This window comes from Sphingomonas sp. 3P27F8 (assembly GCF_005502745.1).
Classification (GTDB): Bacteria; Pseudomonadota; Alphaproteobacteria; order Sphingomonadales; family Sphingomonadaceae; genus Sphingomonas.
The window spans coordinates 391,816-413,496 of the sequence record NZ_SCNL01000001.1; the positions used below are offsets into that span (position 1 = coordinate 391,816).

A 21,681-nucleotide genomic window follows, 5' to 3' on the forward strand; every position below is an offset into this window, starting at 1 on the left:
CCGGTTCAATCCCGCGACAAGCTGCGTTAGGGGAGTGCCATGCTCGATATCCGCCCCATTGATGCCACCATCTCCGTCGCGCCCCAGATCGCCCCGGAGGATATCGCCGCCATCAAGGCCGCCGGCTTCGTCGCGATCGTCAACAATCGACCGGACGGCGAGGAAGCGGCGCAGCCCGGGGGCGATGCGATCCGTATGGCGGCGGAGGATGCCGGCCTCGCCTATACAGCGATCCCGATCACCCACGCCGGCTTTTCCCAGCCGCAGGTGAGCGCGATGGCGGAGGCGCTGGCCAATGCCGATGGCCCGATCCTCGCTTATTGTCGCTCGGGCACGCGCTCCTGCAATCTGTGGGCGCTCGCGCAGGCACAGAACGGCGCCGATCGCGACGAGCTCACGGCCAAGGGCGCTGGCGCTGGTTACGATCTCACCAACCTGCGCCCGCTGATGGATGCGGTGGCGTCGCGCGGCTGACGCGGATTGGGCACGATGAACTGGCTGGCATTGGGCGGCTCGCTCACGGCGGTGCTCGCGCTGGGCGGCATCGCCGCGTTCCTGCGGCTGGGCCGCGTGGATCGGATGCTGGTGGAAGAGGCCGATGCGATCGTTGCGGCGGATGAGGCGATCGCCGGGTTCGCCGGCGTGTCGGCGGTGATCGGCGCCGATGGCCGCGCCGCTCTGGTGTTTGGCGAAGATCGCCGCGTGGTCGTGCTGAAAGTGCATGGCGCGCGGATCGCGGCCCGGGTGATCGCCTGGGAAGCGGTGCGCGCGGCGCCGGGCGGCATGGTGGTGGAAACCGGCGAGCGGCGGTTCGGCGCGGTCACGCTGCGCGGCGTCGACGCGCTCGATGTACGAAGGCTGGCACCGCAACTGACACGCGTGTAAACTAAGCGGCATGGCGCCGCAGTTGCCCGATCCCGTCAGCCTTGCCGTGCCCGGTTTCGTCCTGCTGGTGCTGGCCGAGATGGTCGTCGCTCATTTCCGCGATCGCCGGCGTTACGAGCCGCGCGACACGCTGACCAGCCTGATGCTCGGGCTAGGCAGCACGGTGGCGGGGGTGCTGTCAGCGGGGGCGGTGTTCGCGATGGCGACATGGGTGTCGCGCTTCCGGCTCTTCGATATCGGCTGGCAATGGTATTGGTTCGTCATCGCCTTCGTGGTCGACGATCTTGCCTATTACGCCTTTCATCGATCGGCGCATCGCGTGCGGTGGTTCTGGGCTAGCCATGTCATCCATCACAGTTCGCAGCATTACAATCTCTCCACCGCGCTCCGGCAGACTTGGACCGGCTTCTTCAGCCTCGCGTTCATCTTTCGCCTGCCGCTGTTCCTGATCGGCTTTCCGCCGGCGATGGTGTTTTTCGTGGCGGGCGTGAACCTCATCTACCAGTTCTGGATTCACACCGAATTGATCGGCCGCTTCCCGCGATGGTTCGAGGCGGTGATGAACACCCCCTCCCACCACCGTGTCCACCACGCCACGAACCCGCGCTATCTCGATCGCAACTACGCGGGCGTGTTCATCATCTGGGACAAAGTGTTCGGCACGTTCGAAGCGGAGCTAGACGAGGAACGCCCGCGTTACGGCATCGTCCACCAGCTCGGCTCGTTCAACCTGCTGTGGGCGGCAACGCACGAGTGGATCGGGATCGCGCGCGATGTGTGGCGGGCGCCGTGGCGTGCGAAGCCGGGCTATATCTGGCGACCGCCGGGCTGGAGCCACGACAACAGCCGGGAAACGAGCGAGACGCTCAGGCAGGCATGGCTGGCCGGTCAGATGAGGCCGAGTTCCACCAGCCTCCCCGCCAGCGCCGACGGCAGCGCCACAGCGCTTTCGCCGTCGGAAAGGTCGGCCGGCGCGTCCGCCGCCTCAAGATAGCGCCAGCCCTGGTGCGCGCGCTTGGGGCGCGCATGGGTCAAGCGCAGCACGGGATCGATATGGATCGCGACGCGCCCGCCCTCCGCCTCGCCGAACGACAGGATCGGCGAGCGTGCGACCAGCGCGTGCCTGATGATCCAGAACAGCGAGCCTTGCCCCGCGATTTCCTCATGCCGCTTCGGCAGATAGCGCGTCGTCAGGAACACCGGCCCCTGCTCGCCGCGCAGGCGCAGGCGTTCGGAGAGATCATCGACGGCGCTGCATCCGAACGCGACCTTGGTGAGATGAAGCATGGCCTGGAATGTGGTTCATGCGCCAAGGTGCCACAAGGCCGCGAGCCCCAGGAACGAGAAGAACCCCATCACATCCGTCGCGGTCGTGACGAACACCGCCGACGACACCGCCGGGTCGACGCGCGCGCGATCGAGCGCCACCGGCACGATCACGCCCACCAGCCCGGCGACGATGCTGGTGAAGATCATCGCCAGCCCGAACACCAGCGACAGCCCGCCGTTGCCGAGGATCACGTAACTGCCGGCCGCGCCGACCGCGCCGAGCGCCGCGCCGTTGCAGATCGCGACGCGAAATTCGCGCAACAGCATGCGCAGCGTGTTCGAGCTGGTCAGCTGGTTCGTCGCCAGCGCGCGCACCACCACCGCCAGCGTTTGCGTCCCCGCATTGCCGCCGAGCGCGGAAACGATCGGCATCAGCGCGGCGAGCAGCGCGAAACGCGCGATCTCGCCCTGGAATACCCCCACCACCGAGGCCGACAATATCGTCGCGCCGAGATTGATGACGAGCCACGCGACGCGGGTGCGCACGGTAATGATCAGCGGCTCGTTGATGTCGCCGTCGCCCGCGCCGGCGAGCTTCAGCGTGTCCTCGCCCGCTTCCTCCTGGATGATGTGTACCACGTCATCGACGGTGATCATCCCGACCAGCCGGCCGCTCGCATCGATCACCGCGGCGGAGATCAGCGCGTATTTCTGGAAGCGCAGCGCCACTTCCTCCTGATCCATGTCCACCGGGATCAGCGTCTGTTCGCGCTGCATCACATCGGCGATGGCGATCGTGCTGGGTGTGCGCAGGATCCACGAAAGGGCGCAGCTGCCGACCGGCCGGTGCGACGGATCGACGACGAACACTTCCCAGAAATCGGTTGTCAGTTCCTCATGGCCGCGCAGGAAATCGATCGTGTCGCCAACCGTCCAGTGTTCCGGCACCGCGATCAGCTCGCGCTGCATCAGGCGGCCGGCGGATTCCTCGGGATAGCCCAGCGCCTCCTCGATCGCGGCGCGATCGTCCGGCTCCATCGCGCGCAGCACCTCGCGCTGCTCGTCGGCATCGAGATCCTCGATGATGGCCACCGCGTCGTCGGTATCGAGCTCCGACGCGATGTCCGCCACCTGCCGCGCGTCGAGCGTGTCGATCACGTCCTCGCGGACGTATTCGTTCATCTCTGCTATTACGTCAGCATCAAGCAAATCAGCCAGCGCCGCAGCGAGGGCGGCGCGGCGATCCTCGGGCGCCAGTTCAAACAGATCGGCGATATCGGCGGCATGAAGCGGCTCGACCAAGGCGCGCGCAGCCTCGTCCTCGCCCGATTCGACCGCATCGAGAACGGCGTCGATGAATTCCGGCCTCAGCCGGTCATCGGCATCCAGACGGCTTTCGTCGTCCACGACCTGAAGTTCGGTGTCGCTCATCGCGTCGCCCCTTTCAGTATCGCGCGCAGACAAAGGCAGGTGATATGGTCACAAGCGCGGATCGACAACCCGCGCGTGCGCGATTTGCCATCACGATGACCGGGCGGTAGGGCGCCGGTTTCCTTAGAACCAGGAGCCAATCATGGCTGATACTTTCAACACGCTTACGATGACGCTCGCCGACGGCGACGTAACGATCAAGCTGCGTCCGGATCTCGCCCCGAATCATGTCGAGCGGATCGCGACACTCGCCAACCAGGGATTTTATGACGGCGTGGTGTTCCACCGCGTGATCCCCGGTTTCATGGCGCAGGGCGGCGACCCCACCGGCACCGGCATGCACGGCTCTGACCTGCCGGACCTGAAACAGGAATTCAATCGCGAGCCGCACGTTCGTGGCGTTTGCTCGATGGCGCGCACCAACAACCCGGACAGCGCGAATTCCCAGTTCTTCATCTGCTTCGACGACGCCCGCTTCCTGGACAACCAATACACCGTCTGGGGCGAGGTGATTTCCGGCATGGAACTGATCGACGCGCTGCCGAAGGGCGAGCCGCCGCGCGAGCCGGGCAAGATCGTAAAGATGCGCGCGGCCTGATCATTGTCATGGCTTGGCAACATCCGGTTCGACCGGATGTTGCCCAATGACGCTATACGCCCTCCTGCCGCAGCGTCGCGAGCAGCCAGTCCCGAAAAATCCGCACCGGTTTTTGCTGTAGCGCGCGCGGGCGGCAGACGAACCAATAGCTGTATGGGCTCTCCACCTCGATGTCGGCGAACAGTCGCACAAGCCGCGGATCGTTCGCGTCTTCAAAATGGCTTTCGAGCATGAAGGCGACACCCAGCCCCTGAGCCGCGGCCTCGAGCATCAGCGCGCCGGAGTCGAAATGATCGATCGCCACCGGCTCCACCTCCGGCAGACCGGCGGCGTGCCGCCAGGTTGAATAGGTATCGGGCATGTCGCGGTGGATCAGCACCGATACATCGCCCAGCTGGTCCGGGCGAACGATCGGTTTCGGCCCCTCCACCAAGCCGCGCGCGCCGATCGCATAGACCATGTTCCGGTCCAGCCGCCGCGCGTAAAGCGTCGGATCGACATCGCGCGCCAGCACGATCACCGCATCGAGCCCCTCGCCCAACCGCGTCAACGCGTGGCCCGCCGTGTCGATATCGAGATGCAACTCGGGATGTTTCGCCCGCAGTTCGCCCAGTTTCGGAAACAGCCGCTGGGAGGCGAACAGCGGCATCACGCCGAGCCGAAGCCGCACGACCTCCGCCGCACTGCTCAAGCCCGCAAGCGAATCGGAAAGCTGATCAAGCACCGGCGCAACCTGCGCAAGCAAGCGCTCGCCATCGCTGTTGGCTACCATTGACTGGTGGCGACGCTCGAACAGCGGGCGCCCGATGAAGCGCTCGAGCGTTTGAATGCGGCGGCTAAGCGCCGGCGCGGACAACGACAATTCCTGCGCCCCGGCCTTCACGGAACCGAATCGGGCAACTGCGACGAATGCCTCGATCGCGGTCAGTGGGGGCAGGCGACGCATGAAATCCCGCTCTTTCTTGTGCATCGCATCATGCGCTCTCCGCCATTCGCAACGCAAGCGCCTCCGCACCTGGATTGCAAAAAATGCATGTGTGTGGATTTATTTCGCACTTGCACAATAATCTCCTCCCCCACATATGAAAGTTGCCTTTCAGGCATCCTCTCCTAAAAACTTTCATGGGCCGATCCTCGCGATCGGCCCTTTTTTTTGCCCGCTGGTTAGTTGCCGTGAATCTGGCTGCGCATCTCGAAACTGGCCTGGCGCGTTTCTATGTTCGCATTCGAAGCGATGTGAAGGAGCGATAGTGGCGGACAGTGAAGAAGCGACGCGCAAGTTGCAGGTGGCAAATGCGCGGCCCGAAGACTCCGGCCACGGCATCGCGCATCTCCCACGCGCGTTCATGGCGGCTTCGGGCATCACCGACGGCGATGTCGTGGAGATTGTCGGAAAGAAATCTACACCGGCTCGCGCCGTCGGTCCTTATGCCGAGGACGAGGGGCTGGAGCTGGTTCGCATCGACGGCCTGCAACGCGCCAACGCGGGCGTCGGCTCGGGCGATTTCGTGGAGGTTCGGCGCACCGAATCGAAGCCGGCTACCCGCGTCGTCTTTGCCCCTGCACAGCAGAACTTGCGGCTGCAGGGCTCGACCAACGCGCTGAAACGCACCTTCTTCAATCGCCCTCTATGCCAAGGCGACGTGGTGGCGACCGCCGGCCACCAGCGGGTGCAAAATATGCCGCCCAACATGGCGCAGTTCGTCAATGCGCCAGCATATGCACTTCAGGAGATCCGGCTGGTCGTCGTAACGGCTGCCCCAAAGGGCATTGTCCATATCGACGAAAATACCGAGGTGGAGCTGCGCCCAGAATATCAGGAGCCTGGCGATGCGCGGCGCGCCGATGTCACTTATGACGATATCGGCGGCATGGCCGGGACGATCGACCAGCTTCGCGAGATGGTAGAATTGCCGCTGCGGTACCCCGAATTGTTCGAGCGGCTCGGCGTGGAGGCGCCCAAGGGCGTATTGCTTCATGGCCCACCCGGCACCGGCAAGACCCGGCTGGCGCGCGCGGTCGCGAACGAGAGCGATGCGCAGTTCTTCCTGATCAACGGGCCCGAGATCATGGGCTCGGCTTATGGCGAGAGCGAGCAGCGGCTGCGCACTGTGTTCGAGGAGGCGGCAAAGAACGCACCGTCGATCGTGTTCATCGACGAGATCGATTCGATCGCACCGAAACGTGGGCAGGTTTCCGGAGAAGCGGAGAAGCGCGTCGTCGCGCAGCTCCTGACGCTGATGGACGGGCTCGAGGCGCGCGCCAATCTCGTCGTCATCGCTGCCACCAATCGGCCGGAGGCAATCGACGAGGCGCTGCGCCGCCCTGGCCGGTTCGATCGCGAAATCGTTGTCGGCGTGCCGGACGAGCGTGGTCGCCGTGAGATTCTGGGCATCCATACGCGCGGTATGCCGCTGGAACAGACCGTCAGCCTCGATGAGCTGGCGCGCACCACCTTTGGCTTCGTAGGCGCGGACCTCGCCGCGCTTACTCGAGAGGCAGCGATCGAAGCGGTGCGACGAATCATGCCGAAGCTCAACCTGGAGGAGCGCACTATCCCCGCCGAGGTGCTCGACACGCTGGCGGTAACGCGCAACGACTTCATGGAGGCGCTTAAGCGTGTCCAGCCGTCCGCGATGCGCGAGGTGATGGTACAGGCGCCAACAATAAGGTGGAGCGACGTCGGCGGGTTGGACGACGCGCAGATGCGGCTGAAGGAAGGAGTCGAGCTTCCGCTCAAGAATCCGGCCGCTTTCCGACGGCTTGGCATCCGCCCCGCCAAGGGCTTTCTGCTCTATGGGCCGCCCGGCACCGGCAAGACGCTGCTGGCGAAAGCGGTCGCGCGCGAAGCGGAGGCGAACTTCATCGCCACCAAATCAAGCGATCTGCTCAGCAAATGGTATGGCGAGAGCGAGCAACAGATCGCCCGTCTGTTCCAGCGCGCGCGTCAGGTTGCGCCGACGGTGATTTTCATCGACGAACTGGACAGCCTCGTGCCAGCGCGCGGCGGCGGGCTGGGCGAGCCGCAGGTCACAGAAAGAGTGGTCAACACCATCCTCGCCGAGATGGACGGGCTGGAGGAATTGCAGTCCGTCGTGGTGATCGGCGCTACCAATCGGCCCAATATGATCGATCCGGCGTTGTTGAGGCCGGGCCGGTTCGACGAGTTGATCTATGTGGGCGTGCCGGATCAGGCGGGGCGACGGCGCATTCTGGCGATACAGACCCAGAAAATGCCGCTTGCCGCCGACGTCGACCTCGATGCGATTGCGGCACTCACCGATCACTTCACGGGCGCCGATCTGGAAGATGTCGTGCGTCGCGCGGGGCTGATCGCGCTACGTGGCTCGCTGGCGGCGACGGAAGTGACGATGGCCGATTTCCGTGCTGCCCTGAAGGAGTCCCGCGCCAGTGTCACGCCAGAGCTGGAGCGTGAGTATGAACAGATCGCCGCCCGGCTCAAGCAAGAGGCAAATGCGCCACAATCGATCGGCTTCGCGATGCCCACGCAAGCCGCCTCCGACGGATCGAAGAGCCGTTAACCGCCTCAGCCGGCCGGCACGTCCTCAATCGTGTCGACCGGCTGATCGCGCAATTTTTTCCAGCAATAGGCAAGCAGCATGACGCACGCGACGCCGGCGGCAAGATACGGCAACGGCCGATGCAACTCGTACAGACCGACGCCGATCGACGGGCCGAGGATGAAGCTGGCTCCGTTGATGCTCGTTACCTTCCCCGCTACCGATCCCTGCGCGTCGTAGCCTACCGCCAGGCTTGATCCCGCGGTGTAACCGGGACGGATGAAGCCGAAGCCCAAGCTCGCGAGCGCATAAGCCGTCGCGATTCCATAAAGCGACATCGCCATCCCGGTAAGCACGGTGCCAGCCGCCGCCAGCACCAGCCCCACCAGCACCAGTGCGCGCGGCGCAAGATTGAGCAGCGGAATTATCCCCCATTGTGCGAGCAAGGATGCGCCCGCGCCCATCATCAGCACGATCCCGGTCGGCTCCAGCGCCAGAGAAGGAGCCAGATGCAGCCGGTCGATCACGAGAAAACCTATCGCCTGCCCGGTCATCGCCTGCGCATGCCCCGCGACCAGCCCCACGATCATCCAGCCGCGAATGCGCGGATCGGCAAACTTCACCTCTTCGCCAGGTGGCTCGGTCGCAGCGCGTACACTGGCGCCGGTCGACTGTCCGCCGATCGAGGGATAGGCGTTAGCGGCGCCATGCACACCGTCCACAGGCTCGCGATCGTCAGGCAGGATGCGCCGCACGGTCAGGAACACGGCGAGTCCGAATGCCGCAAAGATAAAGGCCGGTCCTGCCAGACCGACCTCAAAGGTGCCGAACCGGCCTAAGATGAGGTAAGGAGCGATAGCCGGCCCCAAAATCGTTCCGAGCCCGAATGCCGAGGCCAGCAGGGTGAGCGCGCGGGTGCGCTCCTCGCGCGTCGTATTGCCCGCGACCATCGCCTGCACTGCCGGGGGCGCAGCCGCGCCGAACGTCCCGTAGATCAAACGCCCTATAATGAAGAGCACGAATGCCGCCGTACCGCTTATCCAGCCGTTGATTCCGGCCGCGAGGAACAGCCCGCACAGGCTTAGGCTGACGGTGAAACCGCCCATGCCGAGCAATACCATCGCGCGCCGCCCCTGCCGGTTAGATCGATTGGCCCAGAACGGCGCGGCGATCACCCAAAGCAGTGCGGAAACCGAAAAGGCCGCCGCCACCGCGCTGTCCATCACGCCGAGCGAACGACCAAGCGCCGGCAGAACCGATTGCAGCGCGGTATTCCCGGCCGCGATCGTCAGCATGACGAGGAACAACAGTGTAAAACGACGGTCGAACCCTCGCGTCACGACCGCATCCAGTCATACCCACGCTCGACGCGAGCCACGATCACTTGATAGCCCAGATACCAGTCCGCGCGGCCCCGCGCGCGTGTAGCGGCGTGATCGGGATGTTCGCGCCAAGCAATCGCGTCCGCCTCGTTCGCCCAATATGAAATGGTGATGCCCCGCCCGTCGGCATCGCGCACGGCATCGACGCCGCGATAGCCCGGCTGCGCGGCCGCCAGCGCGTCCATCGCCGCCGCTGCCGCCGCATACTCCTCCTCATTGGCCGCAGTGCGCTGGGAGATGAAGATCACCGCCACCTGCCCCTCCCGACCCACGCTCGTTCCGTCGTGCATCCCGCTCGCTTAGGCGCTTGCCGCGCAGACGCAACCCCGTGATTGCAACTGATAGCGCTTGCCCAGCGTTTGGCAGATGTGCGACGGGGGCGGAATCTCGCTCAATTCGACGTCCGGGAGTGACAGAAGCTCGATGCCCAGTTCGACCAGTGCCGTTCGCCGCGCGCGTTCCCGCCCCGCCGGCGTTCCAGGACCGTGGCAGATGTTCTTCCAGGGTTTCCTCAAGCATCCGGTAATGGTCGGCTCGATCATACCGTCCTCCGACAAGCTGATCGAGAAGATGCTCGGCAAGGTCGACTGGCAACGTTGCAAACTGTTCGTCGAATACGGCCCCGGCGTCGGCACCTTCTGCCGCCCGATCCTTGAGAAGATGGCGCCCGACGCGACCCTGATCGCGATCGATACCAACCCGGATTTCATCAACTATCTACGCCACACGATCGCAGATTCGCGTTTCGTCCCGGTGCACGGCTCCGCGGCTGACGTCGAATCGATCGTTCGCGAACATGGCCATGAGAAAGCGGACTATGTGCTGTCCGGCCTGCCCTTCTCCACCCTCCCCGCCGGCGTCGGACCGGCGATCGCGGCGGCTACGCGGCGCGTGATTCAGCCGGGCGGCGCCTTCCTCGTCTATCAGTTCAGTCCGAAGGTGCGCGATTTCATCGCGCCACATTTCACGCGGATCGACCACGCCATGGAATGGTGGAACGTGCCGCCGGCACAGCTGTACTGGGCCTGGAAAGAAGCCGAGTAGGAATGCGGCGGCGTCGCCCGGCGCGCTAATCATCGATCCCGAAGTTCAGCCCGCGCGATAGCGTCGGGTCGGCCACGCCCACGATCAGATACGCCAGAAATTGCTTTACGCGCTGCCACCAGCCGGTTTCCGCGCGATAGCCGTCCATTGTGATTTCGACCGATCGCGCCACCTCGCCATCGATGTAGTGACGGACATGTGCGGCGAACGCGGCATCCTCGATCCGCAGCATCAGTTCAAGATTGATGAACAGGCTGCGCATGTCGAAATTGGCGCTGCCGATATGCACCGCGTCGTCGATCGCATATAGTTTCGTGTGCAGTTTCGACGGCGCATATTCAAAGATTCGCACCCCTTGCTTCAGCAAGCCACGATAGGTGAAGCGCGCCGCCGCGATCGTGGCGTTATTATCGGATTTGGCGGCTGTGACGATCCGTACCTGGCCCTCGCGTCGCGCCGCGCGATCCAGCCGCCGCAGCATTGTCGGGCTCGGGGTGAAATACCCGGCGATGATATCGGTCCGCATGGCGCGCCGCATGTCGTGCCGGACGGCGCGCGCCCAAGGCGATAGCCGCCGCGTCGGGCCACCGATCAGCCACCGCACCTTCCCGACAGGCTCGCTCCAGCGCGCCAGCGCATGCCCGACGCGCCTGTTTCGACCACCCGCACATTGCACCCATTTGAGCAGCGCATCAAAATAGGGCGCGATCCTCCCCGCCGCTGGTCCTTCGACAAGCAGCCCCAGATCGCGCCAGGCATCCGCGTGGTCGGCGGCGAAATAATCGTTGGCGATATTGAAGCCGCCGATCAGGATCCGCATCTGATCGGCCAACGCCAGCTTCTGATGATTGCGCAACAGATAACGCCGGCCAAAGCGCGGACGGAACCAGCATACCGAAATCCCTGCCGCTGCCAGCGGATCGAAGAAATGTCGCTGTCCCGCCGCCTCGCTGCCAAAACCGTCGACAATCAGCGCGATCTGCACGCCGCGCCCCGCCGCCGCCAGCAGCGCAGCGTTGACGCGCCTGCCCGATTCGTCGTCGGCATAAATGTAGTACAGGATGCGCAGGCTTTCCCGCGCGCCATCGATCAGCGCCACCAGCGCATCGAGACGCGCAGGCCCCTCGGTTAGCAGCGTGAGGCGGTTGCCGTCGACCGTGAACATGTTCATCGCGCCACTGTTGGCCGCGAGCAGCAGCAGCGGCAAGCGCGCTTTTCTTGACTTCGCGGGCGCCAGCATCTAGATCGCAGCGTCTCATCCAGCGGTAATTTTGCGAAGGAAAGCGTCTATGGCGCGCGTAACGGTCGAGGATTGCGTCGACAAGATCCCGAACCGGTTCGATCTGGTTCTGCTGGCAGCGCAACGTGCGCGGCAGGTTTCCGGTGGCGCCGAACTGACGATCGACCGCGATCGCGACAAGAATCCCGTCGTTGCACTGCGCGAGATTGCCGAGGAAACCGTGCTTCCGGGTGGCCTTGAGGAATCGCTGGTGGCAAGCCTGCAACGCGTTCAGATCGACGACGAGGACGAGGCGGATGCCGTTGGCAGCCTTGCCGCGTCGGCCGAAGCGCTACGCCTTACCGCCGCCGCGCCGCCACGTAACCAGAATCTCGGCGCCGATTACGAAGGTTGATCTAAACCTTCACTGATCGGCACAGGCAGAAAAGCCGCGGCAGTCATTATGGCAGTCGCGGCTTTTCTGTTTTATCCCCACTCAGGCTGCCGACAACGCCTCGTCGCTGACGAACATGTTCCACTGCCGCTCGTGCCCGAAGGTGCTGGCTTTGCCATGACCGGGAATGAACGTGGTGTCGTCGCCAAGCGGCCAGAGCTTCGTCACGATCGAATTGATCAGCTGCGGGTGATCGCCCTGCGGAAGATCCGTGCGCCCGACTGATCCCTGGAACAACACGTCGCCCACCTGCGCGAATTTCGACGGCGCGTGGTGAAAGATAACATGCCCGGCGGTGTGGCCAGGTGTGTGATAGACATCTAGCGTAAGTTCCCCCACCGTCACCGTATCGCCATCCTCCAGCCAGCGATCCGGCTCGAATGGCACACCACGAATGCCCCAGTTGCGCCCGTCGTCGGCCAGCCGCGAGAGCCAGAAGCGATCCGCCTCCTGCGGCCCCTCGATCGGTACGCCAAGTTCGTCGGCAAGCGGCTTCGCCTCGCCAGCATGATCGATATGGCCATGCGTGAGCAGCACCTTCTCCACCGTCACACCGGCCTGAGCGATCGCCGCCTTGATGCGCGGGATATCGCCGCCGGGATCGATCACCGCCGCCTTCATCGTATTGGTACACCAGATGATCGTGCAATTCTGCTCGATCGCGGTGACCGGCACGATCATCGCGCGCAATGCGGGTTGGCTCATGGAAAGTCCTCTTCGGCACGCCTGTTGCGGCGATCGTAGCCCGCTCGTTGCCCTTGCCGCAAGGCGATGCGACGGGCATCACCGCCGCGATGCTGCCCCGCCCTCCTTTCGTTTTGCTCGACGACGCGCGCGCCGGTGGCGCACCCGCCCGCCTCTATACCGCGCCCACAGCGGTGATCGAAGCCCGAACGGCGGATGAAGTGCCCCTCGCGCTAGCAGCATTGCGCGCGGCGGTTGCCGGCGGGAAGCAGGCGGCCGGGTTTCTGTCATATGAGGCCGGGCACGTGCTGGAACCAGGCAACGTGGCCGCGCGCGCCAGCGCGAGCCCGCTATTGTGGTTCGGCGTGTTCGACGGATTCACCGAGATTCTCGACCCCATGGCGCTCTTCCCCGATCCCGCCGGAGCGTGGGTCGGCGTGCCCGAGCCGATGGTGACGCGCGCCGACTATGACGCGGCGATCGACCGCGTCCTCGCGCTGATCGCGGCGGGCGACATCTATCAGGCGAACCTTACCTTTCGCGCGCGCGTTCCGTTCGCTGGCGACCCGCTCGCTCTGTACGCCGCTGTGCGGTGCCGGGCCGGCGCGGGCTGGGGGGCAGTCGTTGAGACCGGGAGCGAGATGCTCCTCTCCTTTTCGCCAGAACTGTTCTTCGATATGTCGGCGGGCCGCATCACCTGCCGCCCGATGAAGGGAACGGCGCGCCGCGATCCCGATCCCGCGCGCGATATCTCTGCCGCCGCCGCCCTGGAGGCAGACGAAAAGCAGCGCGCCGAAAACCTGATGATCGTCGATCTGATGCGCAACGATCTATCCCGCGTCGCCATTCCCGGCAGCGTCAAAGTGCCGGCACTGTTCACTGTCGAGCGCTATCCAACCGTCCACCAGATGACATCCGCCGTCACTGCCGATCTCGATCCGGCGCGGGACGCGATCGACGTGCTTGTGGCATTGTTCCCGTGCGGTTCGATCACCGGCGCCCCCAAGGTACGTGCGATGCAGGTGATAGACGAGGTAGAAGGTGGTATCGCGCGCGGCCCATACACGGGAGCGATCGGGCGGATCGACGCTCCGCAGGACGCGCAGTTCAACGTTGCGATCCGCACCTTGCTTGTGAATGCCGCAGCGGCGAAGGAGGGCACGCGGAGCGCCACGATCGGGCTCGGCGGTGGGATCGTTGCGGATTCCCGCGCGTCCGCCGAATGGGATGAGGCGCTCGCCAAAGGAGCTTTCTTGACGCACGACGCACGTTCCTTCGACCTTATCGAGACCATGGCCTTCGATCCCGAGGCCGGCGTGGCGCGCGTGGAGGCCCATCTCGCGCGGATGAAGGCGAGCGCCGAGGTTTTTGGCTTCGCGTTCGATCGCCATGAGGCGCGCAACGAGCTTCAGGCCGCCACGTTCCGCTTGCGTCATGCCGCCAAAGTGCGGCTGCTGGCGGCGCGGTCTGGCCGGGTCGCGATCGAGATCGGCCCGCCGCCGGTATCGCCCGGCGCGCCGATTGAGGTGGCGGTGGTGGATCTGCCGGTGCCGCGCGAGGATTTTCGGCTGCGCCACAAGACCAGTGACCGCAACTTCTATGACGTCGCGCGCACCGCGGCCGGCACCGACGAAGTGGTGTTCGTCGATCCCGAGGGATTTCTCACCGAGGGCAGCTTCACCAATATCTTTGTCCCGCGCGGCGACACGCTGGTCACTCCACCGCTGGCGCGCGGATTGCTCCCCGGCGTCCTCCGTGCCGAGCTGATCGCGCACGCACGCGCAGTGGAAGGCGATCTCACCGTGGCAGACCTTGCGGCGGGATTTTTCGTCGGAAACGCGCTGCGCGGGTTGATGCCGGCGGCTGTTGCAGTTGCGAAATCGGAACGGCGAACGCTATAGGCCGCGCGACATAAGCGAGACGCGCAGTTGCCGTTTCGTGAAACTTCAAAAGGCACGCCGATATGAAGCCCTCCGCCGCGCTCGACCGCATCAGCCCTTCGCCGACGCTCGCCATCACCACCAAGGTGCTGGAACTGAAACGCGCGGGAGTGGATGTGATCGGGCTGGGTGCGGGTGAGCCTGATTTCGATACGCCCGATTTCGTCAAGGAAGCCGCGATTCAGGCGATCCGCGACGGCAAGACGAAATACACGAATGTCGACGGCACGCAGGAGTTGAAGGAGGCGATCGTCGCCAAGTTCAAGCGCGACAACAGCCTTGATTATAGCACGCAGCAGATCAGCGTGAACGTCGGCGGAAAGCATACTTTGTTCAACGCGCTCGTCGCGACACTCAACGCGGGCGACGAAGTGATCGTGCCCGCGCCATATTGGGTGAGCTACCCCGATGTGGTCCAGTTCACCGGGGCGACGCCGGTGATTGTCGCGGCGGGCGCCGCGCAAGGTTACAAGCTGACGCCCGCGATGCTCGAAGCCGCGATCACGCCCAAGACGAAGTGGCTGATCCTCAATTCCCCCTCGAACCCGACCGGCGCCGCTTATACCGTGGCCGAGCTCAAGGCGCTTGGCGAGGTGCTGGAACGGCATCCCCAGGTGTGGATATTTGCCGACGATATGTACGAGCATATCGTCTATGATGACTTCCGGTTTGCGACTATCGCCGAGGTCTGCCCCTCGCTTTACGACCGCACGCTGACGGTGAACGGCTGCTCGAAAGCCTATGCGATGACCGGCTGGCGGATCGGCTTCGCGGCCGGCGCGCAATGGCTCATCAAGGCGATGGCCAAGCTTCAGTCGCAATCGACCTCGAACCCGTGCTCGATCGCGCAGGCGGCGGCGACGGCTGCGCTGAACGGCGACCAGTCCTTCCTCGTCGAGCGGAACGCCGCGTTTAAATCGCGCCGTGATCTCGTCGTCTCGATGCTCAACGACACGCCCGGGATCACCTGTCCCCGCCCTGAAGGCGCCTTCTATGTCTATCCCGAAGTCTCGGGCGTGATCGGCAAGACGACGCCCGGCGGCAAGGTAATCGCCACCGACAGCGATTTCGTCGGCTATCTGCTCGAGGACGCGCGCGTCGCCGCAGTGCAGGGGCTGGCATTCGGCCTCTCTCCCGCGATGCGCATCAGTTACGCTACCGGCGAAGACGTGCTGCGCGAGGCATGTCGGCGGATACAGACTGCCTGCGCCGCCCTCAAGTGAGGCGTGCAGGTTTCAACGGCGAAACACAGCGTTTCGATCGCTGAAATATCGCTGCAACGCGCGAGTCCCTATCTGTGCATCGCTAGATGAACGGCGCCGCCAGCGTAAGTTCAGCTGGACACGTTAAAGTAGTTCCGCCTTTCGATGCTGCATCACGCGCATCGGCATGATCAAAATCCAAGAGAGATTTCGCGAATGAGCCGGTTCCTTAAATCCACCTTCCTGTGGCAGTTCGCAGGCGGCTTCGTCATCGGGGCGGTCGGCCTGTTCGCATTACACCCCGTCTCCGCCACAACGGCCCTACCCGCTGCCCCGGCGCACACCGCCTCGCGGTGATGGCGCGCCGCCGATCGGCACCCTATATTACGGCCATGAACCGTTCTCTATCCGCCCTGACGATCTCCGCGCTTCTGATCGGATGCTCCCCCGTCTCGGCTGACGCCGCGGAACGCGCTGTAATCATCCCGCCTGCGGCAAAAGATGTTCCCTTAACCCCTGGTGTGCAGACGGCGGTGCTTGCCGGTGGCTGTTTCTGGGGCATGGAAGCAGTGTTCGAGCGGGTAAAGGGCGTTCGCTCCGTCACGGCGGGTTATGCGGGCGGCACGGCGCGGACGGCCAACTATGCCAGCGTTTCCGGCGAAGATACTGGTCACGCGGAAGCTATTCAAATCGAGTTTGATCCGCGGCAAGTAAGTTATGGCACCTTGCTGCGCGTATATTTCTCTGTCGCGCATGACCCGACGCAAGTCGATCGGCAGGGGCCGGACAGTGGGCCAAGCTATCGCTCCGCGATTTTTCCGCAATCGGATGCCCAGCGCGCGGCGGCTACTGCCTACATCGGACAGCTAGGTGCGGCGCACATCTGGCCGCGAAAAATCGCCACGCGGATCGAGCAGGGCAAGTTCTTCCCGGCTGAAGAATATCATCAACATTTTTACGATCGTAACCCGACGCATCCCTACATTGTGCGATGGGACAAACCGAAGGTTGCCGCCTTCCGCGCGGCCTTCCCTAATCTGGCGAAGTGAGCGGGCGGGCGTTCTCCACCAGCATGATCGGCGCGCCGCCGCGGATCGGATAAGCGAGGCCGGCGGCGTCGGAAATCAGCTCACGTGCAGCCTCATCATGGCGCAACGGCTGGCGAGTAAGCGGGCACACCAGCTTTTCGAGCAACCATGCATCGATCATTGCAGCGTAACGCGATCTTCGCCGTCGTGCCGGCCAAAGAACTGCAGGAGCTGGACGACCAGTTCGGCCCGATCAGCGATCGTCGGTGTCTCAAGCAGCGCCTGTTTGGCCGCCGCATCGAATGGCGCGATCTGCGCGACTCCGTTGACGAGGCTGGCATCGTCCAGCCGACCCACCGCATCCCAGTCAACCGCATAGCCCTGCGCCTCAGCGAAGCGTTTCGATTCAAGCTCAAGACCCGCCCGCGCTGCGAGCGAAAGTGCTTCGTTTTCGCACGTTGGGATTATTTCCGCCTCGACCTGGCGAAATTTCGTGGTCACGTCGAGTTCGCGCACGACACGAAACAGGGACAGCCCTTCAAGCACGACGTTCGAGCGCCCGTCGTCCAGCATTTCGACGTCCACAATTCGGCCGATACAGCCCAGCTCATAGAGCGGCGGCGGATCACCCTCGCCGCGCGGCTGAATCATCCCGATCCGACGATCGCGCGCCATCGCATCCGATACCAGCGCGCGATAGCGTGGCTCGAAGATATGCAGCGGCAGATGCATCCCCGGAAAGAGGATCGCGCCAGCGAGGGGAAAGATAGACAGCCGGCTCATGTCAGCCGAAGAGGATCGCGGAGAGCTTGCGGCGCTGTTGGGAGACCCATGGATCTTCCAGCCCGACAACTTCGAACAGCTTCAGCAGCTGCTGGCGCGCCGCGCCTTCATTCCAATCGCGCTCGGCGGCCGTAATCTCGAGGAACCCCTCGGCGGCGGCATCGCGGTTGCCCGCGCCCATCTGCGCATTGGCGAGATCGTATCGCGCCTGGAGGTCGCTCGGATCGGCCGCTACCGCCGCTTCCAGCGGCGCGAGATCAGAAACCAGCGGCGCGGATTGTGCCAGTGACAGCGCCGATTTCGCGCGTTCGATATCCGGCTGACGCGCGAGTTCCTCCGGCAATTCAGCGAGCAACGCGGCCGCCCTGTCTATCTCGCCCGCCGCGATCAGCGCACGCGCCTGGCCCGAGAGCACCGCGTGATGATCCGGCGCCATCTCCGCAAGCTGCTCGAAGATCGACAGCGCCCGTTCGGCGTCGCCGGAGGCCAGCACGTCCTCGCCCATTGCGATCAGCGGCTCCAGCTCGGCTTCCTGCTCCTGCGCGTCGCCCGTGATCGGCAACTGGCGCAGCAACTGATCCAGCATCGTGCGCAGCTGCGATTCCGTGCGCGCACTGGTTAGGTCCGCAACGAGCTGTCCCTGGAACATCGCATAGACGGTGGGAATCGAGCGGACCTGGAATTGCGCCGCGATGAACTGGTTCTTGTCGGTATCGACCTTCGCCAGCACCACCCCTTTGTCAGCATAGGCGGCGGCAACCTTTTCCAGCACCGGCGCCAGCGCCTTGCACGGCCCGCACCATTCTGCCCAGAAATCGATGATGACGAGCTTCGTCATCGACGGCTCCACCACGTCGTGGCGAAACGCCTGAACGGCCGCCTTCTCCGCTTCACTCATGCCTAGGGTTGCCAAGGATCGCTCCAGCTTGATTGGAGCCCCTTATGTGGGGTCGGGCCGGGGGAAGCAAACCCCCCGGCCCGCCGGAAACATCGGTTTTCAGTCAGCCGTCAGAACGCCGCCGTTACCGAGAACAACGCCGACGATCCCGCGATCGAGCTGCCATCCCGAGTCGAAGCGAAGTTCGGCTGGAGATAGGCGGCCTTCCGCCGCGTGATGCTGGTGTCGATCCAGGCCGCGCTCAACGTCAGCGGGGTGCCTTTGATTGCGAAGTCCGCGCCTACCATCCAGTCCCAATAGTGGCCGGTCGGCGCGGCGCTGGTGCCATTCGGCCCTAGACCGTTGTTACCGTTCGAATGGCCCAGATGGGCCTTGGCCGTCAGCGGGGTCGTGGGAATGGCAGCGGAAAGATCGGTCCAGATATACAGGTTATCGTTCTTCGCGCCCGGGTGGTCCGGGATGCCCGTCGCATAGCTGGCGGCATCGTTATACCATTTACCGAGCGCCTGCTGCTTGGGCGCGTACGCTACCCCTACGAGGACGCTCGCGGGGCCGGCAGTGCCCGAAAGCTTCACATAGGGTTCCGCGAACGCTGTCTTCTTGGCACCGCCCGGGTACACATAATAAGTGAGGCCGGCATCAACTGAAACACCACTGCCGATCGCCGCCTTGTAGCCGCCGATCAGATCCAGCTCCATGTTTGAACCACCGAACGTTCCCCAGCCGGCAAGATTCGACGCCCAGGTGCCGAGATAAAAGCCGCTCTTGTGCGCGACGGTGAAGCCGCCCTGAATCGCTGCACGCTTGTCGGTCTGGGAAACGCCGCGCAGCCGATAATCGCTAACCACGGCGACGCTGCCGGTGACGGTTATTTCCTTGGGCGGGGCTGCTTCCTGGGCAACGGCGGGGCTGGCGGCAAAACCGAGCGCGATGGCGGAAACGAGAAAAATAGTCTTCATGGAACCTCCTGATTGGCAGAGGCTCCTCCTGCTTGCGCGGCCGCCGATGCTCTCATCCCGAAGGGCGGGCATCGGCTAACCGACAGTCTTTACGCTACTGCAGCATTTTATCTGTTTTGTTGCTGTTTTGTGTCGAACTGTTGCTCGATCTTATGTCACTCGATGAGTGTGGCGATTCGGCCACGCTCGCCTCCGAGCACTTCGACAGGCAAACCGCCCGCGCGACGGCGCTGAAACCAGTCGCGCAGCATCTCGGCACTGGTATGATCCACGGCGCCAAGCCGGGTGACATCGAGCCGAACCGGCTTGCCCACCGGCGCACGATCGAGCGTGTCAGACATTTTCGGTAACGTCACGAAGGTGGCCGAACCATCGAGCGTGATCTGGTGCGTTTCGCCCTCCGGCTCCTCGAACACGCGCAACCGCAGACGGCGAATGTTTGGCACGAGTTCGAGCACCGTAAGCCCGATGCCGACCAGCACGCCGGTCAACAGATCCGTCGCCACCACCATGATGAGCGTCGCCGCCCAGATGACAACGGGCAGCACGCCATGATCTCGGAACAGATGCTTCGCGTGGGTCAGGCTGACCAACCGCCACCCGGTGACAACCAGGATCGCGCCGAGCGCAGCCATCGGAATCTCGCGCAGGAGCCATGGCAACAGCGCGACGAAGCCGAGAATCCAAATGCCGTGAAGGATCGCCGACGCACGCGTGATCGCGCCGGCCTGCACGTTCGCGGAAGAGCGCACGATAACGCCCGTCATCGGCAGCGCACCCGCCGCGCCGCACAGCAGGTTGCCCACGCCCTGCGCGCGAAGCTCCTTGTTGTAATCTGTGCGGACGCCGCCATGCATCTTGTCGACCGCTGCGGCGGACAGCAATGTCTCAGCCGACGCGATGAAGGCGATCGCCAGCGCGGCGGCGAGGATCGATGGATCGAGCCACTTTGCCCAGAAGCCGCTTTCCGGCGGCGCTATCGCAGCCAGGATCGATTCAGGCACGACAACCTTGGCGACATCCAGGCCCAACGCCACCGTCACGAATGTGCCGGCAAGCACACCAACCAATGCTCCTGGCGCCAGCTTCATCGATTGCGGCCGCCACTTCTCCCAGCCGAGCATCGCAGCAATTGTCACCAGCGCCACGGTGAAAGCGAGTTCCGCAGCCTGCATATTGGTCGCCGACAACCCGAGCAGCCTGCCTGGCATGGCGGCAAGATTGGCGGGGCCACTCGACAGCGGCTTGGCATCGAACAATACGTGAAACTGGCCCACGACGATCAGCGCGCCGATGCCAGCGAGCATCCCGTGGACGACCGCAGGGCTGATCGCGCGAAACCATCCGCCGAGCCGGAAGATGCCGGCCGCGATCTGGATGACCCCCGCGAGAATCAGGATCGGCCCAAGCGCCGACAGGCCCTTGTCGCGCACCAGTTCGAAGACGATCACCGCAAGGCCGGCGGCCGGGCCGCTGACCTGCAACGGCGAGCCGGCGAGCGTGCCAACGACAATGCCGCCGATGATGCCGGTGATCAGCCCCTTTTCCGGAGGCACGCCGGAAGCGACTGCGATGCCCATGCATAAGGGCATCGCAACCAGAAAGACAACGATCGACGAGGTCAGATCGCGTCCGAGAAACTTGAGCCGTGGGATCGACACGCCCGGCGGCGTGATGACCTCATGCTTCACTCCGCCGCCTCCTGCATGATGAATTCTGCCGCGATACGCGGCGCGGCAGGCAACGCGACCGGCAGCGGCGCATCGTCGCGCACGGGCAGAAAGCGCCCGCTTTTCCCGTCCAGCGCCAGCATCTGCCCGGCGTGGATATCGACAAACCAGCCGTGCAACGCGATTTCCCCCCGCGCGATTCCGGCGGCAACCGACGGGTGAGTACGAAGATGCGCGATCTGGACAACCACATTCTCGAGGCTCGCCGCGCGCACCGCCGCACCGTTCTCGAGATCGGGATAAGAGGAATCGAGCACGCATTTCGCCGCGTGGCTGTGGCGCAGCCACGCCGCGACGTTCGGCATGCCTTCGGTCATTTCCGGATTGACCAGCGCCTTCATCGCGCCGCAATCCGAGTGGCCGCAAACGATGATGTCGCGCACATCGAGCGCAGCGACGGCATATTCCACGGTCGAGGACACGCCGCCGTTCATGGTCGCATAGGGCGGAACGATATTGCCCGCATTGCGGCAGACGAAAAGATCGCCCGGGTCCGCCTGCATGATATGTTCGGGAACGATGCGCGAGTCAGCGCATGATATCATCAGCGCCTTTGGACTCTGCCCGTCCGTCGCAAGCTTCGAGTAAAGCGCCTGCTGGTTCGGGAAGACCTGCTTTTCGAAACTGAATACGCGGCCGATAAGGTCGTTCACG

The 21,681-nt window shown here is 64.2% G+C and carries 24 protein-coding genes; 11 read left to right on the plus strand and 13 right to left on the minus strand.

Going from position 1 to position 21,681, the window contains the following annotated elements:
- Positions 1 to 39 precede the first annotated feature (39 nt).
- From FFS35_RS01955 to FFS35_RS01965, 3 genes are read left to right on the plus strand one after another with little or no spacing between them, the layout of a single operon-like run.
- Positions 40 to 474 (plus strand): TIGR01244 family sulfur transferase, encoded by a 435-nt coding sequence (locus tag FFS35_RS01955; protein WP_137785419.1) that lies wholly within the window; start codon positions 40 to 42, stop codon positions 472 to 474.
- A gap of 15 nt (positions 475 to 489) precedes the next feature.
- A complete protein-coding gene (locus tag FFS35_RS01960) occupies positions 490 to 885 on the plus strand; it encodes a hypothetical protein (RefSeq protein WP_137785420.1) in 396 nt (131 codons plus the stop codon).
- Positions 886 to 895: 10 nt separating this feature from the next.
- Complete coding sequence (locus tag FFS35_RS01965; protein ID WP_137785421.1) at positions 896 to 1,879, plus strand: sterol desaturase family protein; 984 nt, start codon at positions 896 to 898, stop codon at positions 1,877 to 1,879.
- Here the strand turns inward: FFS35_RS01965 and FFS35_RS01970 are convergent.
- Positions 1,774 to 2,172 (minus strand): DUF1489 domain-containing protein, encoded by a 399-nt coding sequence (locus FFS35_RS01970; protein WP_137785422.1) that lies wholly within the window; start codon positions 2,170 to 2,172, stop codon positions 1,774 to 1,776. The two genes, FFS35_RS01965 and FFS35_RS01970, sit on opposite strands and share 106 nt — an antisense overlap.
- A gap of 15 nt (positions 2,173 to 2,187) precedes the next feature.
- Positions 2,188 to 3,585: a magnesium transporter gene (gene mgtE / locus FFS35_RS01975; RefSeq protein ID WP_137785423.1), complete on the minus strand. Its 1,398-nt coding sequence runs from the start codon at positions 3,583 to 3,585 to the stop codon at positions 2,188 to 2,190.
- A 142-nt stretch (positions 3,586 to 3,727) separates the two neighbouring features.
- Between mgtE and FFS35_RS01980 the strand changes: the two genes are divergently transcribed.
- A complete protein-coding gene (locus FFS35_RS01980) occupies positions 3,728 to 4,183 on the plus strand; it encodes a peptidylprolyl isomerase (protein ID WP_137785424.1) in 456 nt (151 codons plus the stop codon).
- Between the two features lie 52 nt (positions 4,184 to 4,235).
- Here the strand turns inward: FFS35_RS01980 and FFS35_RS01985 are convergent, their stop codons facing one another.
- Complete coding sequence (locus tag FFS35_RS01985; RefSeq protein ID WP_137785425.1) at positions 4,236 to 5,129, minus strand: LysR substrate-binding domain-containing protein; 894 nt, start codon at positions 5,127 to 5,129, stop codon at positions 4,236 to 4,238.
- Positions 5,130 to 5,433: 304 nt separating this feature from the next.
- Here FFS35_RS01985 and FFS35_RS01990 point away from each other — a divergent pair, with 304 nt between their 5' ends.
- Positions 5,434 to 7,725 carry a CDC48 family AAA ATPase gene (locus FFS35_RS01990; protein WP_137785426.1) on the plus strand — a complete coding sequence of 764 codons (2,292 nt, stop codon included), beginning with the start codon at positions 5,434 to 5,436 and terminating at the stop codon, positions 7,723 to 7,725.
- Positions 7,726 to 7,730: 5 nt separating this feature from the next.
- On the opposite strand, the gene FFS35_RS01995 is transcribed toward FFS35_RS01990, so the two are convergent.
- Complete coding sequence (locus FFS35_RS01995; RefSeq protein WP_137785566.1) at positions 7,731 to 8,999, minus strand: MFS transporter; 1,269 nt, start codon at positions 8,997 to 8,999, stop codon at positions 7,731 to 7,733.
- Between the two features lie 41 nt (positions 9,000 to 9,040).
- Entirely contained in the window at positions 9,041 to 9,376 is a 336-nt protein-coding gene (locus FFS35_RS02000; protein ID WP_137785427.1) for an antibiotic biosynthesis monooxygenase, read from the minus strand.
- A 133-nt stretch (positions 9,377 to 9,509) separates the two neighbouring features.
- On the opposite strand from FFS35_RS02000, the gene FFS35_RS02005 reads away from it, so the two are divergent.
- The gene (locus tag FFS35_RS02005; protein ID WP_137785428.1) at positions 9,510 to 10,130 is read left to right on the plus strand and encodes a methyltransferase domain-containing protein; all 621 of its coding nucleotides are present in this window, start codon (positions 9,510 to 9,512) and stop codon (positions 10,128 to 10,130) included.
- 25 nt (positions 10,131 to 10,155) lie between these two features.
- Here the strand turns inward: FFS35_RS02005 and FFS35_RS02010 are convergent, their stop codons facing one another.
- On the minus strand, positions 10,156 to 11,301 hold the full coding sequence (locus tag FFS35_RS02010; protein ID WP_137785567.1) for a phosphatidylserine/phosphatidylglycerophosphate/cardiolipin synthase family protein: 1,146 nt from the start codon (positions 11,299 to 11,301) through the stop codon (positions 10,156 to 10,158).
- A 118-nt stretch (positions 11,302 to 11,419) separates the two neighbouring features.
- On the opposite strand from FFS35_RS02010, the gene rpoZ reads away from it, so the two are divergent.
- On the plus strand, positions 11,420 to 11,764 hold the full coding sequence (gene rpoZ / locus FFS35_RS02015; RefSeq protein ID WP_137785429.1) for a DNA-directed RNA polymerase subunit omega: 345 nt from the start codon (positions 11,420 to 11,422) through the stop codon (positions 11,762 to 11,764).
- Between the two features lie 81 nt (positions 11,765 to 11,845).
- On the opposite strand, the gene FFS35_RS02020 is transcribed toward rpoZ, so the two are convergent.
- Positions 11,846 to 12,508: an MBL fold metallo-hydrolase gene (locus tag FFS35_RS02020; protein ID WP_137785430.1), complete on the minus strand. Its 663-nt coding sequence runs from the start codon at positions 12,506 to 12,508 to the stop codon at positions 11,846 to 11,848.
- An 89-nt stretch (positions 12,509 to 12,597) separates the two neighbouring features.
- Here FFS35_RS02020 and pabB point away from each other — a divergent pair, with 89 nt between their 5' ends.
- From pabB to msrA, 4 genes are all read left to right on the plus strand, one after another.
- On the plus strand, positions 12,598 to 14,388 hold the full coding sequence (pabB, locus tag FFS35_RS02025; RefSeq protein WP_137785568.1) for an aminodeoxychorismate synthase component I: 1,791 nt from the start codon (positions 12,598 to 12,600) through the stop codon (positions 14,386 to 14,388).
- 62 nt (positions 14,389 to 14,450) lie between these two features.
- Positions 14,451 to 15,650 carry a pyridoxal phosphate-dependent aminotransferase gene (locus FFS35_RS02030; protein WP_137785431.1) on the plus strand — a complete coding sequence of 400 codons (1,200 nt, stop codon included), beginning with the start codon at positions 14,451 to 14,453 and terminating at the stop codon, positions 15,648 to 15,650.
- Positions 15,651 to 15,845: 195 nt separating this feature from the next.
- Positions 15,846 to 15,986 carry a hypothetical protein gene (locus tag FFS35_RS19865; protein ID WP_171007465.1) on the plus strand — a complete coding sequence of 47 codons (141 nt, stop codon included), beginning with the start codon at positions 15,846 to 15,848 and terminating at the stop codon, positions 15,984 to 15,986.
- Positions 15,986 to 16,678 carry a peptide-methionine (S)-S-oxide reductase MsrA gene (msrA, locus tag FFS35_RS02035; protein ID WP_171007466.1) on the plus strand — a complete coding sequence of 231 codons (693 nt, stop codon included), beginning with the start codon at positions 15,986 to 15,988 and terminating at the stop codon, positions 16,676 to 16,678. Before FFS35_RS19865 ends, msrA begins: the two co-directional genes overlap by 1 nt.
- Here the strand turns inward: msrA and FFS35_RS02040 are convergent.
- From FFS35_RS02040 to FFS35_RS02065, 6 genes are all read right to left on the minus strand, one after another.
- The gene (locus FFS35_RS02040; protein ID WP_137785432.1) at positions 16,662 to 16,838 is read right to left on the minus strand and encodes a Trm112 family protein; all 177 of its coding nucleotides are present in this window, start codon (positions 16,836 to 16,838) and stop codon (positions 16,662 to 16,664) included. The genes msrA and FFS35_RS02040 overlap by 17 nt on opposite strands.
- A complete protein-coding gene (locus FFS35_RS02045) occupies positions 16,835 to 17,440 on the minus strand; it encodes an LON peptidase substrate-binding domain-containing protein (RefSeq protein ID WP_137785433.1) in 606 nt (201 codons plus the stop codon). Before FFS35_RS02045 ends, FFS35_RS02040 begins: the two co-directional genes overlap by 4 nt.
- 1 nt (position 17,441) lies before the next feature.
- On the minus strand, positions 17,442 to 18,338 hold the full coding sequence (locus FFS35_RS02050; protein ID WP_137785570.1) for a tetratricopeptide repeat protein: 897 nt from the start codon (positions 18,336 to 18,338) through the stop codon (positions 17,442 to 17,444).
- Between the two features lie 110 nt (positions 18,339 to 18,448).
- Positions 18,449 to 19,297: a TorF family putative porin gene (locus tag FFS35_RS02055; RefSeq protein WP_137785434.1), complete on the minus strand. Its 849-nt coding sequence runs from the start codon at positions 19,295 to 19,297 to the stop codon at positions 18,449 to 18,451.
- 155 nt (positions 19,298 to 19,452) lie between these two features.
- On the minus strand, positions 19,453 to 20,988 hold the full coding sequence (locus FFS35_RS02060) for a SulP family inorganic anion transporter (RefSeq protein WP_249341392.1): 1,536 nt from the start codon (positions 20,986 to 20,988) through the stop codon (positions 19,453 to 19,455).
- Positions 20,985 to 21,680, minus strand: coding sequence for a carbonic anhydrase (locus tag FFS35_RS02065; RefSeq protein ID WP_137785435.1), 696 nt, complete (start codon positions 21,678 to 21,680; stop codon positions 20,985 to 20,987). Before FFS35_RS02065 ends, FFS35_RS02060 begins: the two co-directional genes overlap by 4 nt.
- Position 21,681: the final 1 nt, after the last annotated feature.

Coding starts and splice junctions, on each gene's coding strand:
- FFS35_RS01955 (WP_137785419.1), top strand. CDS start 40: ATGCTCGATATCCGCCCCATTGATGCCACCATCTCCGTCGCGCCCCAG.
- FFS35_RS01960 (WP_137785420.1), top strand. CDS start 490: ATGAACTGGCTGGCATTGGGCGGCTCGCTCACGGCGGTGCTCGCGCTG.
- FFS35_RS01965 (WP_137785421.1), top strand. CDS start 896: ATGGCGCCGCAGTTGCCCGATCCCGTCAGCCTTGCCGTGCCCGGTTTC.
- FFS35_RS01970 (WP_137785422.1), bottom strand. CDS start 2,172: ATGCTTCATCTCACCAAGGTCGCGTTCGGATGCAGCGCCGTCGATGAT.
- mgtE (WP_137785423.1), bottom strand. CDS start 3,585: ATGAGCGACACCGAACTTCAGGTCGTGGACGACGAAAGCCGTCTGGAT.
- FFS35_RS01980 (WP_137785424.1), top strand. CDS start 3,728: ATGGCTGATACTTTCAACACGCTTACGATGACGCTCGCCGACGGCGAC.
- FFS35_RS01985 (WP_137785425.1), bottom strand. CDS start 5,129: ATGCGTCGCCTGCCCCCACTGACCGCGATCGAGGCATTCGTCGCAGTT.
- FFS35_RS01995 (WP_137785566.1), bottom strand. CDS start 8,999: ATGCTGACGATCGCGGCCGGGAATACCGCGCTGCAATCGGTTCTGCCG.
- FFS35_RS02000 (WP_137785427.1), bottom strand. CDS start 9,376: ATGCACGACGGAACGAGCGTGGGTCGGGAGGGGCAGGTGGCGGTGATC.
- FFS35_RS02005 (WP_137785428.1), top strand. CDS start 9,510: ATGCCCAGTTCGACCAGTGCCGTTCGCCGCGCGCGTTCCCGCCCCGCC.
- FFS35_RS02010 (WP_137785567.1), bottom strand. CDS start 11,301: ATGAACATGTTCACGGTCGACGGCAACCGCCTCACGCTGCTAACCGAG.
- rpoZ (WP_137785429.1), top strand. CDS start 11,420: ATGGCGCGCGTAACGGTCGAGGATTGCGTCGACAAGATCCCGAACCGG.
- FFS35_RS02020 (WP_137785430.1), bottom strand. CDS start 12,508: ATGAGCCAACCCGCATTGCGCGCGATGATCGTGCCGGTCACCGCGATC.
- pabB (WP_137785568.1), top strand. CDS start 12,598: ATGCTGCCCCGCCCTCCTTTCGTTTTGCTCGACGACGCGCGCGCCGGT.
- FFS35_RS02030 (WP_137785431.1), top strand. CDS start 14,451: ATGAAGCCCTCCGCCGCGCTCGACCGCATCAGCCCTTCGCCGACGCTC.
- FFS35_RS19865 (WP_171007465.1), top strand. CDS start 15,846: ATGAGCCGGTTCCTTAAATCCACCTTCCTGTGGCAGTTCGCAGGCGGC.
- msrA (WP_171007466.1), top strand. CDS start 15,986: ATGGCGCGCCGCCGATCGGCACCCTATATTACGGCCATGAACCGTTCT.
- FFS35_RS02040 (WP_137785432.1), bottom strand. CDS start 16,838: ATGATCGATGCATGGTTGCTCGAAAAGCTGGTGTGCCCGCTTACTCGC.
- FFS35_RS02045 (WP_137785433.1), bottom strand. CDS start 17,440: ATGAGCCGGCTGTCTATCTTTCCCCTCGCTGGCGCGATCCTCTTTCCG.
- FFS35_RS02050 (WP_137785570.1), bottom strand. CDS start 18,338: ATGAGTGAAGCGGAGAAGGCGGCCGTTCAGGCGTTTCGCCACGACGTG.
- FFS35_RS02055 (WP_137785434.1), bottom strand. CDS start 19,297: ATGAAGACTATTTTTCTCGTTTCCGCCATCGCGCTCGGTTTTGCCGCC.